General features: G+C 68.4%; 13 protein-coding genes. 10 read left to right on the forward strand and 3 right to left on the reverse strand.

Translation table 11 applies throughout. The features are described 5' to 3' along the window. Positions 1-8 precede the first annotated feature (8 nt). The 3 genes from smeC to smeA are packed head-to-tail and all read right to left on the reverse strand — an operon-like array spanning position 9 to position 5,779. Positions 9-1,424, reverse strand: coding sequence for a multidrug efflux transporter outer membrane subunit SmeC (gene smeC, locus QZ853_RS07080; RefSeq protein ID WP_295571604.1), 1,416 nt, complete (start codon positions 1,422-1,424; stop codon positions 9-11). Beyond that, positions 1,421-4,570 carry a multidrug efflux RND transporter permease subunit SmeB gene (smeB, locus tag QZ853_RS07085; RefSeq protein ID WP_295571606.1) on the reverse strand — a complete coding sequence of 1,050 codons (3,150 nt, stop codon included), beginning with the start codon at positions 4,568-4,570 and terminating at the stop codon, positions 1,421-1,423. The genes smeC and smeB overlap by 4 nt, the downstream gene beginning before the upstream one ends. A 12-nt stretch (positions 4,571-4,582) precedes the next feature. Next, the gene (gene smeA, locus QZ853_RS07090; RefSeq protein WP_295571608.1) at positions 4,583-5,779 is read right to left on the reverse strand and encodes a multidrug efflux RND transporter periplasmic adaptor subunit SmeA; all 1,197 of its coding nucleotides are present in this window, start codon (positions 5,777-5,779) and stop codon (positions 4,583-4,585) included. Between the two features lie 129 nt (positions 5,780-5,908). On the opposite strand from smeA, the gene baeS reads away from it, so the two are divergent. The 10 genes from baeS to QZ853_RS07140 all read left to right on the forward strand — a co-directional run bounded on the left by baeS (position 5,909) and on the right by QZ853_RS07140 (position 16,446). Beyond that, positions 5,909-7,300, forward strand: a complete 1,392-nt coding sequence (gene baeS / locus QZ853_RS07095; RefSeq protein WP_295571609.1) for a sensor histidine kinase efflux regulator BaeS — start codon at positions 5,909-5,911, stop codon at positions 7,298-7,300. Next, positions 7,297-7,986, forward strand: coding sequence for a response regulator (locus tag QZ853_RS07100; RefSeq protein ID WP_295571610.1), 690 nt, complete (start codon positions 7,297-7,299; stop codon positions 7,984-7,986). Before baeS ends, QZ853_RS07100 begins: the two co-directional genes overlap by 4 nt. A gap of 86 nt (positions 7,987-8,072) precedes the next feature. Beyond that, complete coding sequence (locus QZ853_RS07105) at positions 8,073-8,894, forward strand: nucleotidyltransferase domain-containing protein (RefSeq protein WP_295571611.1); 822 nt, start codon at positions 8,073-8,075, stop codon at positions 8,892-8,894. A 149-nt stretch (positions 8,895-9,043) separates the two neighbouring features. Next, a complete protein-coding gene (locus tag QZ853_RS07110) occupies positions 9,044-9,574 on the forward strand; it encodes a gamma carbonic anhydrase family protein (protein WP_286070286.1) in 531 nt (176 codons plus the stop codon). A 125-nt stretch (positions 9,575-9,699) separates the two neighbouring features. After that, positions 9,700-10,389, forward strand: coding sequence for an RDD family protein (locus tag QZ853_RS07115; protein WP_295571614.1), 690 nt, complete (start codon positions 9,700-9,702; stop codon positions 10,387-10,389). Beyond that, complete coding sequence (locus tag QZ853_RS07120) at positions 10,386-11,378, forward strand: stage II sporulation protein M (RefSeq protein WP_295571615.1); 993 nt, start codon at positions 10,386-10,388, stop codon at positions 11,376-11,378. The genes QZ853_RS07115 and QZ853_RS07120 overlap by 4 nt, the downstream gene beginning before the upstream one ends. After that, positions 11,368-12,987 (forward strand): DUF4129 domain-containing protein, encoded by a 1,620-nt coding sequence (locus QZ853_RS07125; RefSeq protein ID WP_295571617.1) that lies wholly within the window; start codon positions 11,368-11,370, stop codon positions 12,985-12,987. The genes QZ853_RS07120 and QZ853_RS07125 overlap by 11 nt, the downstream gene beginning before the upstream one ends. Beyond that, the gene (locus QZ853_RS07130; protein WP_295571619.1) at positions 12,984-14,168 is read left to right on the forward strand and encodes a DUF4350 domain-containing protein; all 1,185 of its coding nucleotides are present in this window, start codon (positions 12,984-12,986) and stop codon (positions 14,166-14,168) included. The genes QZ853_RS07125 and QZ853_RS07130 overlap by 4 nt, the downstream gene beginning before the upstream one ends. Then, positions 14,165-15,151 (forward strand): MoxR family ATPase, encoded by a 987-nt coding sequence (locus tag QZ853_RS07135; protein WP_295571621.1) that lies wholly within the window; start codon positions 14,165-14,167, stop codon positions 15,149-15,151. Before QZ853_RS07130 ends, QZ853_RS07135 begins: the two co-directional genes overlap by 4 nt. Further along, positions 15,148-16,446: a DUF58 domain-containing protein gene (locus QZ853_RS07140; protein WP_295571623.1), complete on the forward strand. Its 1,299-nt coding sequence runs from the start codon at positions 15,148-15,150 to the stop codon at positions 16,444-16,446. The genes QZ853_RS07135 and QZ853_RS07140 overlap by 4 nt, the downstream gene beginning before the upstream one ends. Positions 16,447-16,458: the final 12 nt, after the last annotated feature.

A 16,458-nucleotide genomic window follows, 5' to 3' on the forward strand; every position in this document is an offset into this window, starting at 1 on the left:
CGAACGCGCTACCGCGCGTCCGCGCCGCCGCCCAGTGCCTTGAACAACATCACCCGGTTGCCCGCTTCCTGCTGCTGCAGCGCGATCAGGTCCTGCTGCGCGGCATACAGGCTGCGCTGCGCATCCAGCGACTGCAGGTAGCCGTCCAGCCCGGTACGGTAGCGCGCATCGGCCAGCGTGTAGCTGCGCTGGCTGGCGGCCACCAGCGCGCGTTGCGCGTCCATCTGTGCGGTCAGGTGATCACGCGTGGCCAGCGCATCGGCCACTTCACTGAAGGCCTGCTGGATCGCCTTCTCGTACTGCGCGATGCCAATGTCCTTGCCGATCTTCGAGGCATCCAGCGACGCCTTCAATGCGCCGGCATGGAAGATCGGCGCGGTGATGCTGGGCGCGAATGACCAGCCACGGGTGCCCGCCGAGAACAGCGTCGACAACGCAGTAGAGCTGTGGCCGTAGTTGGCGGTCAATGTCAGCGTCGGGAAGAATGCAGCGCGCGCGGCACCGATATCGGCATTGGCGGCCTGCAACGCATGCTCAGCGGACAGTACATCCGGGCGCTGCAGCAGCACGCTGGACGGCAGGTTGGCCGGCAACGGCGCCAGTGCCACGCTGCCATCCAGCGCCTGCGTGGTCGGCAGCAGGGCTGGATCCAGTGGCTCCCCCACCAGCAACTGCAACGCATCGCGATCCTGCGCCTGCTGGGTCTGCAGCTTGGCGAGCGCGCCGCGCGCGGCTTCCACGCTGGTCTGCACCTGCGACAGGTCCAGCCCCGAGGCCAGCCCCTGCGCATGACGCGCCTCGGTGCGCTGCAGGGTCTGCTGCTGGCTGTCCAGGGTCTGTTGCGTGAATGCCAGCGACTGCCCATCGGCGGCCAGCGCCAGCCACGCCGTCGCCACTTCGGCGACCAGGCTGGTGCGCGCCGCACGCTGGTTCTCGGCACTGGCCAGCCAGTTCTGCAGGGCCTCATTCTTCAGGCTTCGGATGCGCCCGAACAGATCCAGCTCCCAGCTGCTGATGCCGACCTGCACCGCGTCGGACTCGGTCACCTGGGTGGCGCCGGTCTCACTGTTGGCATCGCTGACCCGCGCGCGGGTGACACTGCCGCTGGCGTCCACCGACGGCAGCAGTGCTGCACGCTGGATACGGTACTGCGCCCGCTCCCTCTCCACCTGCAGCACCGCCACGCGCAGGTCGCGGTTGTTCTGCAGCGCCAGCGCGATCACCTGCTGCAGGCGCGGTTCGAGAAACACCTCGCGCCAGGCCGGCATCGCCAGCGCCGGGTCGGCCTCGCCGGTGGCCTCATTGCCGAACTGCACCGGTACCGGTGCTTCGGGCCGCTGGTAATGCGGGGCCATGCTGACGCAGCCACCAAGCACAGCGGTCATCGTCGCGGCCGCAAGGGCGCGCAGCAGTATCGGCTTCATGGGCTTGCCTCCGGGACAGTGGCGTGGGTCGCTGCACGCCCGGGGAACAGGCGGCGCACCAGCAGGTAGAACAACGGCACGAAGAACATGCCCAGCACCATCGAGGCGACCGTGCCGCCGGCTACGCCGGTACCCAGCGAACGGCGCGCGGCCGAACCGGCGCCGGTGGCGAACACCAGCGGCAGCACGCCCATCAGGAACGCCAGCGAGGTCATCACGATCGGCCGCAGCCGCAGGTAGACCGCCTGCAGGATCGCCTCGCGGGTGCTCTTGCCCTGCTGTTCGAGGATGCGGGCGAACTCGACGATCAGGATGCCGTTCTTGGCCGCCAGGCCAATCGTGGTCAACAGGCCGACCTGGAAGTACACGTCATTGTTGAGGCCGCGCAGGTTCATCATCAGCACCGCGCCGAACACGCCCACCGGCACCGCCAGCATCACCGCGAACGGCACCGCCCAGCTTTCATACAGCGCGGCCAGGCACAGGAACACGAACAGCAGCGAGATGGCGTACAGCATCGGTGCCTGGTTGCCCGACAGCTGTTCCTGGTAGGCCATGTCTGACCAGGCGTGGCTGAAGCCTTCCGGCAGCGTGTCGGCCAGGCGCGCGATCTCGGCCATTGCCTCACCGGAGCTGACGCCGGGCGCCGGCTGGCCGGTGATCTCCATCGCCGAGATGCCGTTGTAGCGCTGCAGCGCGGCCGGTGCGCTGGACCAGTGTGCACTGACCAGCGATGACAGCGGCACCATCTGCCCAGCCTGGTTGCGTACGCTCCAGCGCTCGATGTCCTGCGGCTGCATGCGTGCTTCGGCGGTGCCCTGGATGAACACCTTCTTGATACGGCCCTTGTAGATGAAATTGTTGACGAAGTCGCCGCCCAGCGCGGCATTCAGGGTGTCATTGATGTCCTGCGGGTTCACGCCCATCGCCTGTGCCTTGGCGTCGTCCACCTTCACCGCGTACACCGGCGCGTCTTCCAGGCTGGCATAGCGCACGTTGACCAGCTTCGGATCCTTGGCGGCTTCCTTCAGCAACGTGTTGCGTGCAGCCACGGCGGCCGCATGGCCGGCACCGCCTTCGTCCTGCAGCTCCAGGGTGAAGCCGCCCGCATCGCCGAGGCCGAGGATGGCCGGCGGCGAGGTGATGAACACCTGCGCATCGGGCACGCTGGCCATTGCCTTGGTGAGCCGCGCGGCGATGGTATCGGCATCGTCCTTGCGGTCATCCCAGTCCTTCAGGCGGATGAAGGCCTGACCGACGTTCTGGCCACTGCCGGTCACGCTGAAACCGGCGGTGGCCTGGATCGACAACACGCTGTCGTCCTTCACCGCTGCGGCACTCAGACGATCCATCACCGCGCGGGTCTGCTCAAGCGTGGCGCCGGCCGGCAGCTTCACCAGCGCGTTGAGCATGCCCTGGTCTTCATCGGGCAGGAACGCGCCCGGCAGGTGCCACAGCAGCAGGCCGGTGACCACGCTCAGCATCAGGTAGAACACCACGCCCAGCGTGCGCCGGCCGAGGAAGCCATCCACGCGTCGGCGCAGCCCGTTCGAGGTGCGCTCGAAACGGTGGTTGAACCAGATGAAGAACTTGCCCAGCAGGCTCGGTTCGCCGCCGTGGTCGTCGTGCGGATGCCCGCCCTTGGGAATCGGGTGCAGGATGCTGCCGCACAGCGCCGGAGTGATGGTCATCGCCACCAGCACCGACAGGATCATTGCTGCAGCAATCGTTACCGAGAACTGGCGGTAGATCACGCCGGTGACACCGCTGAAGAACGCCATTGGCAGCAACACCGCGGTCAGCACCAGCACGATGCCGACCAGCGCGCCGGTGATCTGGCCCATGGCCTTCAGCGTGGCCGGCTTCGGCGCCAGCCCTTCGAAGGTCATCACCCGTTCCACGTTCTCCACCACCACGATGGCATCGTCCACCAGCAGGCCGATGGCCAGTACCAGCGCGAACATGGTCAGCGTGTTGATCGAATAGCCGAACGCGGCCAGCACGCCGAATGTGCCCAGCAGCACCACCGGCACCGCGATGGTCGGAATCAGGGTGGCGCGCCAGTTCTGCAGGAACAGGTACATCACCAGCACCACCAGGATGATCGCCTCGATCAGGGTGATCACCACTTCCTTCAGCGAGATGGTCACGAACGGCGTGGTGGTGAACGCCACGTGGGCGGTGTAGCCATGCGGCCAGTACTTCTGCAGCTGCTGAAGCCGTGCATCGATGGCCTTGGACACGGCGATGGCGTTGGCACCGGCATTGAGTTCGATACCCAGCGATGCAGACGGCTTTCCGTTGAAGGTGCTGATGCTGTCGTAGCTCTCCGGGCCCAGCCCGATCTTCGCCACGTCACCCAGATGCACCACGCTGCCGTTGGCATCGGCCTTCAGCACCACCTGCGCGAACTGTTCGGGCGTGTGCAGGCGGCTGCGCGCGGTCACCGTGGCGTCAAGCTGCTGGCCCTTCAGCGCCGGCTGGCCGCCGAGTTCACCGGCCGAGACGTCGGTGTTCTGTGCCTGCAGCGCGGTCTCGATGTCCGACGGCATCAGCGCGTACTGGCGCATCTTCTCCGGGTCCAGCCAGATGCGCATGGCGTACTCCTGGCCGATCGGCTGGATGTTGCCGACACCACTGACGCGGCTGATCTGGTCATCGATGCGCGCTTCCATGAAGTTGGCGACATCGAAGTTGTCCATGCTGCCGTCCTCGCTGGTGAACGACAACACCTCGAAGATCGAACCACTGGACTTGGTGATGGTCAGGCCGTTCTGCTGCACCGCCTGCGGCAGCGTGGCCATGGCCGCCTGCAGCTGGTTCTGCACCTGCACCTGTGCGGTGTCCGGGTTGGTGCCGGTGGCGAACACCAGGTTCACCTGTGCCGAGCCGTCGGAGGCGCTGGTGGAGGTCATGTACATCAGGTGATCGAGGCTCTGCTGCGACTGCTCGATGACCTGGGTGACCGCGTTTTCCACGGTCTGCGACGAGGCACCTGTGTAGGTGGCGCGGATGGTGATGGTGGGCGGGGCGATCTGCGGGTAGCGGTCCACCGGCAGGATCAGGATCGCAAACAGGCCGAGCAGGCTGACCGCAATGGCGATCACCCAGGCGAAGATCGGCCGGTCGATGAAGAAACGAACCATGCGCGGCAGGCCTCAGTGCGACTTTTCGTCGGTGTTGCCGTTCGGGTCGATCGCCGGCATTGCTGCCAGCTCCGCCGTCGTGGCCTGCACCGCCTTTACCTGCTGGCCGAGCGATACCGCACTGCCGTTGCTGACGATCACCCGTTCGCCGGCCTTGAGGCCGTCGGTGATCTGCCACTGGTTGCCGACCACCTGGCCAGTGCTGACCCGGCGCTCGATCACGTGGTCCTTGGCATCGAGCAGGCGCAGCAGCGGCTCGCCGCGCTCGTTGCGCAGCACCGCCTTCTGCGGCACCAGCAGCGCGCGCGCGTCGGTGGCCATCGGCAGCACCGCCTTCAGGTACATGCCCGGCAGCAGCAGGCCCTCCGGATTCGGGATGACCGCCCGCAGCACCACGTTGCCGGTGCCCGGATCCACCGCACTGCCGACGAACTCCAGCGTGCCCTCATGTGCATAGGGGCTGCCGTCTTCCAGCAGCACCTTCACCTGTGCCTTGCCATCGATGGCCTTCACCAGGCCGGCATCGAGCTGCTTGCGCAGCGCCAGCATCTGCGTACTGGACTGGGTCACATCCAGGTACACCGGGTCCAGCCGCTGGATGGTGGCCAGCGCGGCGTCCTGCCCGGCCGCGACCAGCGCACCGGCGGTGACGCTGGAGGTGCCGATGCGGCCGTCGATGGGGGCGGTCACGCGAGTGTAGTCGAGGTTGATGCGCGCGGCCTGCAATGCCGCGCGCGCGGCAATCACGTTGGCCTGCGCCTGCTTCAATGCCGAGGTGGCGTCATCGGCATCCTGCTTGCTTGCTGCGTCCATGCTCACCAGCGCGCGGGTGCGCTCGGCCTTGGGTTGTGCCGACAGCACGGTAGCCTCGGCCTGCGCCAGCTGGCCACGGGCGGTATCGAAGGCCGCCTGGTATGGCGCCGGATCGACCTGGTACAGCAGCTGGCCCGCCTTGACCTGCTGGCCTTCGGTGAACAGACGCTGGCGGATCAGGCCGCCGATCTGCGGCCGCACCTCGGAGATCTCGAACGGTACCGCGCGGCCCGGCAGGGTCTGCTGCAGCGCCAGCGGTTGCGCGCTGGCAGTGATGACGCCGACCTCGGGCGTGGCCGGTGCTTCTGTCCTGCCCGCCGAACAGGCCGCCAGGGCCAGCAACAGGGGCAACAACAGCGGACGGGGGGAACGGGAGAGCGGGCGCAGTAAGGACATGGGGGCGTGGGAGCCTTGCGTTGACCCCTCGCACGCTGCCGTGAAACTGTGCAGAGAATATGGAGATTGCGCGACGGGCTCAGCTGGCGCTTGCTTTCGGCGCCGCATGCGCCGCTAATTGCCCTCGCGATGGCGAAGATTCGACTCAAACTCGGCCTGACCGCGAAGACCTTCCTCGCGATCTTCACTGCCTGCCTGCTGGTGCTGGCAGTGAACGGCATTGCCAGCCGCGTCGCCTTCCAGACCGGCTTCCTGGACTACCTCAACGACCAGGGCGACCTGCGCATGCAGCGGCTGATGCCACACCTGCAGCGCGAGTACCGTGAGCACGGTGGCTGGGCGCATCTGCACGGTGATGGCGACCGCTGGGCACGGCTGCTGCGCCCGGATCTGGCCCACGGCCACGAAGGTCCGGTGCCGCCGCTGTCCGACCAGACCGGCGTGCCATCACGGCTCGGCCTGTTCGATGCGCAGCACCGCTTTGTGGCCGGCAATCCCGATGCCACCAGCGATGACGAACCTCACGCGGTGCAGGTGGACGGGCAGACCGTCGGTTGGCTGGGCATGGTGCCCTTCCAGACCGTGATCGCCACCAACGACCTGAACTTCTACAACACCCAGGTGCGCGCCTGGTGGGTGATCGGCATCGCGCTGCTGCTGGTAACGGTGCTGCTGGCCTGGCTGGTTTCGCGCGCGTTGCGCCAGCGCCTGGCCAAGCTGGCCGCGGCTACCCACCGGCTGGCCGCAGGTGACTATGGCACCCGCATCGAACGCACCAGCGACGATGAGCTGGACGCACTGGTCAACGACTTCAACCGGATGGCACAGGCGCTGGACGATACCGAGCGCAACCGCCGCGCCTTCATCGCCGACATCTCGCATGAGCTGCGCACGCCGCTTGCAGTGGTACGCGCCGAGCTGGAGGCGATCGAGGATGGCATCCGTCCGCTGGATCGTGCCAACCTCGGGGCCCTGCAGGGCGAGATCCGCCAGCTGGGCAAGCTGATCGACGACCTGCACGACCTGTCGATGACCCAGTCCGGTGGCCTGGCATACCGCTTCGCACCGCTGGACCTGATGGCACTGCTGCGCAGCGAACTCAACGGCATGCGTGTGCGCTTCGCCCATGCAGGGCTGGCTCTGGAAGAAGACCTGCCCGCCACGCCGTTGCAGGTGTCCGGTGACGAACGGCGCCTGCAGCAGGTACTGGCCAACCTGCTGGAGAATGCTCTGCGGTACACCCACGCCGGCGGCCGCGTGCACGTGCAGGCCGCGCGCGTGCCGGCCGGCGTGCAGCTGATCGTGGAAGACACCGCGCCAGGCGTGCCGGCCGACAAGTGCGCGCTGCTGTTTGAACGCTTCTACCGCGTGGAAAGCTCGCGCAACCGCGCCAGCGGCGGCAGTGGCCTGGGTCTGGCGATCAGCCACAACATCATCGTCGCCCACCACGGCCACATCCACGCCGAGCCCTCGCTGCTGGGTGGCCTGCGCGTGGTCATCACCCTGCCGGAGCCTGCATGAGCACGTCCCCCGCCGACGCCGCGAAGATCCTGATCGTCGAGGACGAGCCCCGACTGGCCTCGGTGCTGCGCGATTATCTGGCCGCCGCCGGCATGGTCAGCGAATGGGTGGATGATGGCGGCCAGGTGATCGAGGCCTTCGCACGCTACCAGCCCGACCTGGTGCTGCTCGACCTGATGCTGCCGCAGCGCGATGGCGTGGACCTGTGCCGCGAACTGCGCGCTGGCAGCGACGTGCCGGTGATCATGGTGACCGCGCGGGTGGAAGAGATCGATCGCCTGCTCGGCCTGGAGATCGGCGCCGACGACTACATCTGCAAGCCGTTCAGCCCGCGCGAGGTGGTGGCGCGGGTGATGGCGGTGCTGCGCCGTTACCGCCCCGACCCGGCGGCGCGCGCCAACGGCGGCCTGCACATCGACGAGCCTGCCGCGCGCGCCACCTGGAACGGCAAGGGCCTGGACCTGACCCCGGTGGAATACCGCCTGCTGCGCACCCTGCTGGCCACGCCGGGCCGGATCTGGGCGCGCGATGAACTGCTCGATCGCTTGTACCTGGACCATCGCGTCGTGGTCGACCGCACCGTCGACAGCCACGTGCGCAACCTGCGCCGCAAGCTGACCGACGCCGGCATGGAAGGCGAACCGATCCGCTCGGTGTATGGCATGGGCTACAGCTACGAGCCGTGATCGCGTTCGCCAAGCATGGCCGGGCGGGCGCAGCGATGCAGACCTGCGCTACAGTCGAGCACGCTCGACACTACGAACACGACTGCATGGACGACATCCACCCGATCGCGCCGGACAAGCGCACCGCCATCCTTTCCACCCTGGCCGAGATCGAACAACGCTACGACGTACGCGTGCTGCTGGCCTGCGAGTCGGGCAGCCGTGGCTGGGGCTTTTCCTCACCGGACAGCGACTACGACGCGCGCTTCATCTACGTGCATCGCCAGCCGTGGTATCTCAGCGTCAACGAGAGCACCGGTCCCGGCGAAGCGCAGCGCGATGTGATCGAACTGCCGATCGACGATGAGCTCGACGTCAGCGGCTGGGACCTGCGCAAGGCACTGCGGCTGGTCTCAAAATCCAATCCGACACTGATTGAATGGCTGCGTTCGCCGATCATCTACCAGCGGGATCACACTGCGGTGTCGCAGCTGTGGAAGGCTGCTGAGTCGTTCTATTCACCCCTGGGCACGTGGTGGCACTACTTCAACATGGCGCGCTCGAACCATCGCGGTTACCTGCGTGGTGACACGGTGCGTACGAAGAAGTACCTGTACGTGCTGCGCCCGCTGCTGGCCTGCCAGTGGATCGAACACGAACGGACACCCCCGCCGATGGCCTTCGAGGATCTGCTGGACCGACTGCTGCCGCAGGGCCCGGTGCGTGAAGCCATCGATGCTCTGCTGGTAGTAAAACGTGCCAGTGCCGAGGTCAGTGCCGGGCCACGCATCGCGGCAATCAGCGATTTCATCGATCATGAACTGGCCGCCCGTGCCGAGCTGGCCCCGCACCTGCCTGCTGGCCAGGGCGACAGCGCCTGGCTGGACGGGCTGTTCCGGCAGATGCTGGCCGAGCATGCGCCGACCTGAGCGGCCGCACCTGCTTCTGGTAGTGCCGGGCGCTGGCCGGCAATCGCGGAAATCCAGTCGGGCTCATGGGGTTGCCGGCCAGCGCCCGGCACTACCGATGCTTCTGCCGCGTATCATCGTCGCGAACGAGCTGATTTCCGGAGACACCGATGAACCCGCTGCGCCCCTTCCGCGACAAGATGCCCGTCCTCGGCGAGCGCGTGTACATCGACCCGGCCTGCACCGTCATCGGTGATGTGGAACTGGGCGACGACGTGTCGGTGTGGCCGGGCACGGTCATCCGCGGCGACGTCAATTACGTGCGCATCGGTGCGCGCACCAACGTGCAGGACGGCACCATCATCCATGTCAGCCACCACAGCCCGTATAACAAGGCCGGCTGCCCGACCCTGATCGGCGAGGGCGTGACCGTCGGCCACGGCTGCATCATCCACGCCTGCACCATTGGTGATTACAGCCTGATCGGCATGGGCGCCTGCATCCTCGACGGTGCCCGCGTTGAACGTCACGGCTTTGTCGGTGCCGGCGCGGTGGTCGGCCCGGGCAAGGTGGTGGGCGAAGGCGAGCTGTGGGTCGGCAATCCGGCCCGGCCGGCGCGCACGCTGAGCGACAAGGAGATCGAGTCGCTGCATTACTCGGCCGACCACTACGTACGGCTGAAGGGCGAGTACCTGGGCTGAACGGCCAACACCGCCCGACGGCTCTGCTAAAGTCTGGGCCCGACCAGGATCTGTCGAGACCCCCCCATGCCTGTGGCTGCCTGCCGGAGAGGACTCCGGCGCCCACAACGAAGGCCATCGCGCTGATGGCCGCACCGATGCTCGATACCTGCCGCGAGGTGGTGACGCCGGAGGGTGTGCCACTGCAGTTGCCCGCGGCCGGCCCGGTGCCGCGGGCGATGGCCTGGCTCGTCGACCTCGGCGTGCGCATCGCGGTGCTGGTGCTGATGGCGATCCCGCTGGCCCTGCTGGACGAGTTCGGCTCCGGGCTCAACCTGGTGCTGATGTTCCTGGTCTACTGGATCTATCCGATCGTCTGCGAGGCGCTGTGGGGCCGCACCCTGGGCAAGCGTGCGCTGGGGCTGCGCGTGCTGTCCCGCGATGGCGCGCCGGTGGGCTGGATGGCGGCGATCACCCGCAACCTGCTGCGTACCGTGGACATGCTGCCGTTCGGCTATGCGCTGGGCCTGGTCAGCAGCCTGTTCGATCCCCATGGCCGCCGCCTCGGTGACCTGGTCGCCGGCACCGTGGTGGTGCACACACCCGCGCATTACCTGCCGCCGCCGCCCACCATCGACAGCGTGCTGGCCCCGCCGCAGCCGCTGCGGCCGGAAGAACAGGCCGCACTGATGGCCTTCGCCGAACGCGCGCCGCGACTGTCGGTGGCGCGCCAGCAGGAGCTGGCCGGCATCGCCGAACCGTTGACAGGCACCCCCGGCCAGGTCGGCGTGCTGCGCCTGTATGCCATGGCCAACTGGCTGCTGGGGCGACGATGAAGCAGGAACAGTTCGTCGCCCGCTACCAGCAGGAGTGGCAGGACCTGGAGCAGTGGCTGCTGCTGCGCGCGGCTGCCTCGCGCCGCGCGCGCCGCAAGGCCAGCGGCCTGGCATTGGACGACACCGCTTTCCCGCAGCACTACCGGCGCCTGTGCCAGCAGCTGGCGCTGGCCCGTGAGCGCGGCTACAGCCCACAGCTGGTGCAGCGCCTGCAGCAGCTGATGCAGCGGGGCCACAGCGTGCTCTACCGCACCCGGCCGACGCGCTGGCGCAGCGCACTGGAATTCCTGGTGGCCGACTTCCCGCTGCTGGTGCGCAGCCAATCACGCAGCATGTGGGTGGCGCTGGCGATGTTCGCGGTGCCGGCGCTGGCCTGCTTCGTGCTGACGCAGACCCATCCCGAGCTGATCCACCTGCTGATGGACAACCGCCAGATCGCCGCGATGGAGCGCATGTACGATCCGGCGGCCGAGCGCCTGGGCCGAGACAGTGGCACCGACTGGATGATGTTCGGCCACTACATCCTCAACAACATCAGCATCGCCCTGCGTACCTTTGCCAGTGGGCTGCTGGCCGGGCTGGGCACGCTGCTGGTGCTGCTGTTCAACGGCGTGACCATCGGTGCGGTGGCGGGCCACCTGCAGCACATCGGCCATGGTGGCCCGTTCTGGCGCTTCGTGGTGGGCCACGGCGCGTTCGAACTGACCGCGATCGTGATCGCCGGCGGCGCCGGGTTGCAGCTGGGCATGAAGCTGCTGGCACCAGGCCGCCGCAGCCGCCTGGATGCGCTGGTCGACGGCGGCCGCATCGGTGCCCGGCTGTGCCTGGGCGTGGCCTTCATGCTGCTGGTGGCGGCATTCATCGAAGCCTTCTGGTCGTCGATCGCCGAGGTACCGGCGTGGGGCAAGTTCAGCGTGGCGGGCGTGCTGTGGGCCGGCGTGCTGCTGTGGCTGTGGCGCGGCGGACGTGGAGGCGGCGATGCGCATTGACCGCCTGGACGTGGTGCTGCGCGCGCGCAGCGGCTGGGAAGCGATGGAGCTGGGCAGTGCGCTCGCCCGCCGCCATGCACGCGCCGTGTGGGGCAGCTGGCTGCTGGCCAGTGCCCCGTTGTTCGTGATCTTCAATGTGCTCGGAGGGTGGCTGGATGCGTTCGGCTGGGCCTGGCTGGCGATGTGGTGGTGCAAGCCGCTGTTCGAGCGCGCCCCGCTGTACGTGCTGTCGCGCGGCATCTTCGGCGAGCCGGTGGGCGCGCTGGCTGCATTGCGCGCGCAGCGCAGCTGGGGCAACGCAGGATTCTGGGGCTACCTGGGCTGGCGCCGCTTCAGCGTGCTGCGCAGCCTGTGCCTGCCGGTGAACCTGCTGGAAGGCAATGCGCCGCACCAGCGCGGTGCGCGCCGCCGCGCGGTGGCGGCCGGCGCTGCAGGCTCGGCGATGGTGCTGACGGTGGTCTGCATGGCGTTCGAAACGGTGCTGGTGACCGGTGCGATCGGCGCGGTGTTCATGTTCATGCCGCTGGAACTGATGTCTGAATCCTGGCGCGCAGCGTGGGACATGATCGGCAAGGACACGCCGGCGTGGGCACGCTTCGGCTTCAACCTGGCGTGCTGGCTGGCCTCCGTGCTGATTGGCCCGTTCTTCGTCGGTGCGGGCTTTGGCCTGTACCTGAACCGGCGTACGCAGATGGAGGCGTGGGACGTGGAGATCGCGCTGCGCCGCCTGCGCGAGCGCCTGCTGCCGGCCACCTCGACGCTTGCGTTGCTGCTGTGCCTGGCGTTGCCGCTGGTACCCGTGCCCGTGCACGCGCAGGACGCGGATAGCGGGCCCGAGCGCGCACTGGGAACACCCGGCAACGACGACGCCAATGAGGACGAGGCCGACGAATCCGCGATCGATCCGGCCAACACGCCGGCAATGATCTTCGGTAGCACGCCCGTGGACACCGCCGGCTTCCGCCAGGCCGTGAACCGCGCCTATGAGGATCCGCTGCAGCGCCCCACCCGCCAGGTCACGCGCTGGAAGCCGATTGAACAGGCCGAGGAAAAGAAGAAGGGCGACAAGGTGCTGCAGAAGGATGGTGACGGCCGCAACGAACGCAAGGCGCGCAAGGGCGGTATCGCCTGGCTGGCACGGTTGGCCGAATGGGGGCTGTGGGCGCTGCTCGGTGTCCTGCTGCTGGTGCTGCTGCTGACCGCGCGCCTGTGGCTGCCGTGGCTGCGTGGCAGCGGCCGGCGCAAGGCGAAGGCGCCGCCGCCGGTACACAAGGAGACCGTGGAACTGCCGGCGGTGCTGCCGCCGGACGTGGCCACCCAGGCCAGGCTGTTGTGGGACCAGGGTCGGCCGCGGCAGGCGTTGGCCCTGCTGTACCGGGCCAGCGTGCGTACCGTGGGCGAACGCAGCGGCATCGCGCTGCCGCCGGGCGCCACCGAAGCACAGTGCCTGCGCGCCTCGCGACGCATGCCCGAGACCGCCGACCGTGACCTGTTCGCGCGCATCGTGCGCATGTGGCAGTACGCCGCCTACGGTGGCCGCCTGCCCAGCCGCAGCGACTTCGATGCCCTGGCCGATACCCTTCGCCAGCAGTACCGGTGGCAGGCATGAGCCCGCGTCTGTTCTGGTCACTGCTGCTGGGTACGCTGGTGCTGTTCGGCGTGCCGCTGACCATCCTCTACCTGCGCACGCATGAGCGGGTCACCGAGACCGTGCGGCTGCCGCCGCAGGGCGAGGCCAGCTACAACCCGCTGTACGTGCTCGGCCAGGCGCTGCGAGCGGACGGCATCGACGTGCATTCGCAGCCGCGGCTGGAACTGCAGCAGATGGCGCTGGGTCCGCACGACACGGTGGTGCTGCTGCAGGACAGCAGCGAACTGCCGGCCCCCGCCGTGCGACAGCTGCTGGACTGGGTCGCGCGTGGCGGTCACCTGCTGGTGCGCACGCCGCCCCCGGCCGAGGACGATGCCCGCAGCACGCAGGGGCCGCTGCTGGACCAGCTCGGCGTGGACAGCCTGTTCCAGCACAGTGATTGCCAGCCGTTCCACATCGACGACGACGCGGGTCATTCCGAATTCTGCGGGGGTCGCCGTTTCACCCTGGGCTTCGCCGCCAGTGCACAGGCCGAACGCCGCTGGGGCAGTGACCACGACCTGGTGTTCGCACGCCTGCGCCATGGCCAGGGCAAGGTGAGCGTACTGGCGGACATGGAGTTCATGCGCGGCGATGTCGATTCGCCCGCCGCCCGCGTGGCCGCCGAGGCCGGCCGCGCCAGCGATGGCCTGCACGATCCTGCCCACCGCGACCTGACCCGCTACCTGCTCGACCCCAACTACGGCAAAGGTGCGGTCTGGCTGGTCTATGCCGGCCGCCCGCCGTCGCTGTGGGTCCGCCTGTTCTGCCAGGGCTGGCCGTTGTGGGCACCGCTGCTGCTGGCACTGCTGGGCTGGCTGTGGGCACGCTCGCAACGCTTCGGCAGCCTGCAACCGTCGACGGTGCTGGAACGCCGCTCGCTACTGGAGCATGTGCGCGCCAGCGGCGAGCTGCTGTTGCGCTTCGGCCACGGCGCGCGCCTGTATGAGGCCGTGCTCGGTCTGTTCCTGCACCGCCTGCGCCTGCGCGCCCCGGTCGCCGCTGCGCTCGATGGCGCACCGCGTGAGCAGGCCATCGCCGAGCTGCTGAAGTGGCCTCAGGGCCGTGTCGCCAGCGCGCTCACGCCCCCTCCCCCGCACGATTCCTCCGCCCTGCGCGAGCGCATCCGCTTGCTGCTCCAGATGAGATCCCTGCTATGACAGAAGTCCCCGCGCTGCCGGCAGCCGCCAACGCCGGCCTGATCGAACGTGTCGACGCCATCCGCGAGGCCATCAGCCACGCCTTCATCGGCCAGGCCGACGTGCTCGACCAGATCCTGGTGGCGCTGCTGGCCGGTGGCCACGTGCTGATCGAAGGCGTGCCCGGGCTGGGCAAGACCCTGCTGGTGCGCGCCCTGGCGCAGGCCCTGGAGCTGGACTACGGCCGCGTGCAGTTCACACCGGACCTGATGCCCAGCGACGTCAGCGGCCACGCGGTGTACGACCCGAAGAGCGAGAGCTTCAAGATCCGCCGCGGCCCGGTGTTCACCAACCTGCTGCTGGCCGACGAGATCAACCGTGCGCCGGCCAAGACCCAGTCGGCGCTGCTGGAAGTGATGCAGGAAGGCCAGGTCACCATCGAAGGCAAGGCCTTCACCCTGGCGCCGCCGTTCATGGCGCTGGCCACGCAGAACCCGCTGGAACAGGAAGGCACCTATCCGCTGCCGGAAGCGCAGCTGGACCGCTTCCTGCTGAAGGTGCTGATCGACTACCCGCAGCTGGAGGACGAAAAGCGCATGGTGACCGCGATCACCAGCGGCCGCGCTGCCAGCGATTTCGACCTGAGCCAGGTGCCGCGCGTGCTCGGCGCCGGCGAGCTGCTGGAACTGCAGCGTGCCACCGCGGCGATCACCGTCGATGACGAAGTGATCGACTACGCGGTACGCATCGTCGCCGCCACCCGGCAGTGGCCGGGCATCGCCGTCGGCGCCGGTCCGCGCGGCAGCATCGCGCTCGTGCGCGCATCGCGTGCGCAGGCGGTATTGGCGGGCCGTGACTTCGTCACCCCAGACGACGTGCGCGACATCGCACGCCCGGCGCTGCGCCATCGCATCGCGCTGGCACCGGAACTGCAGATCGAAGGCCAGGATGCCGACGACGTGCTGGGCGCGTTGCTGGCCAAGGTGGAAGCGCCGCGCCGATGAGGCCGGCCCCGCTGCTGCTGGTGCTGTTGCTGGCCTGGGCCACCCTGGGTGGCCTGGTGCTGGGCGGAATGCTGCCACGCTGGGGCTGGGCATTGGCCGGGCTGGCCATTGCCGTGCCGGCCCTGCTGGACCTGTGGCAGCAGGCACGACGTCCTTCGCCGCAGATCCAGCGCGAGCTGCCCGAAGCGCTGGCGCTGGGCGTGCGCCGTGAAGCCGCGCTGCGCCTGCAGGCGCCGCAATCGATGACGGTGCAGGTGTTCGATCAGGTGCCCGGCGGCTGGCCGCTGGAATCGCTGCCGCAGCGCGTGCGGCTGCAGGCAGGTACGGCATCCACCCTGCACTACCACCTGCAGCCGCTGCAGCGGGGGCATTTCCGCTTCGAAGGGGTGCACCTGCGCATGCGTTCGCCGTGGCGCCTGTGGTGGCAGCAACGCACGCTGCCGCCGGTGCTGGAGGTGCGGGTCTATCCGAACTTCGTGCCGCTCACCCGCTTCGCATTGTTCAGTGCTGACCAGGCCTCGCGGCTGGTGGGTGCGCACGTCAAGCGCCGCCGTGGCGAAGGCACCGACTTCCACCAGATGCGCGAGTACCGCGTCGGCGACAGCCTGCGCCAGCTCGACTGGAAGGCCACCGCGCGTGCACGCAAGCTGGTCTCGCGCGAGTACCAGGACGAAAAGAACCAGCAGTTGCTGCTGATGCTGGACAGCGGCCGCCGCATGCTGGCCAGCGAAGGCGGACTGTCGCACTTCGATCACGCGCTGAATGCCTCGCTGGTGGTGGCCTATCTGGCACTGCGCCAGGGTGATGCCGCCGGCCTGATCGCCGCCGGTGGCGAGCGTCGCTGGGTCGCGCCGCAGCGCGGCATGGGCACGGTCGAGCACCTGCTGCGCGCCAGCTACGACCTGCAGCCGCGCGCGGTGGCCACCGACTATCTGGCCGCCGCCACCGAAGTGTCACTGCGCCAGCGCCGACGTGCGCTGGTGATGCTGGTCAGCAACGTGCGCGACGAGGACATCGAAGACCTGCTGGCGGCGGTGCGCCTGCTGCAGCGGCGCCACCTGGTATGCGTGGCCAGCCTGCGCGAGCGCGAGCTGGACGGTGCGCTGGACGGCGACGTGCAGACGCTGGAGGACGCGGCCCAGGCCGGTGCCGCCGCGTTGTACCTGCAGCAGCGCGCGAAGGCGCACGAAGCACTGCGCAGCGAGAAGGTGATGGTGCTGGACGTGACCGCCGACGCCCTGCCGGGGGCACTGGTGGAGCGCTACCTGGCGGTGAAGCGCGAAGGGTTGCTGTAGTCCCGCGCTTGA

This window comes from uncultured Stenotrophomonas sp. (assembly GCF_913778665.1).
Classification (GTDB): domain Bacteria; phylum Pseudomonadota; class Gammaproteobacteria; order Xanthomonadales; family Xanthomonadaceae; genus Stenotrophomonas.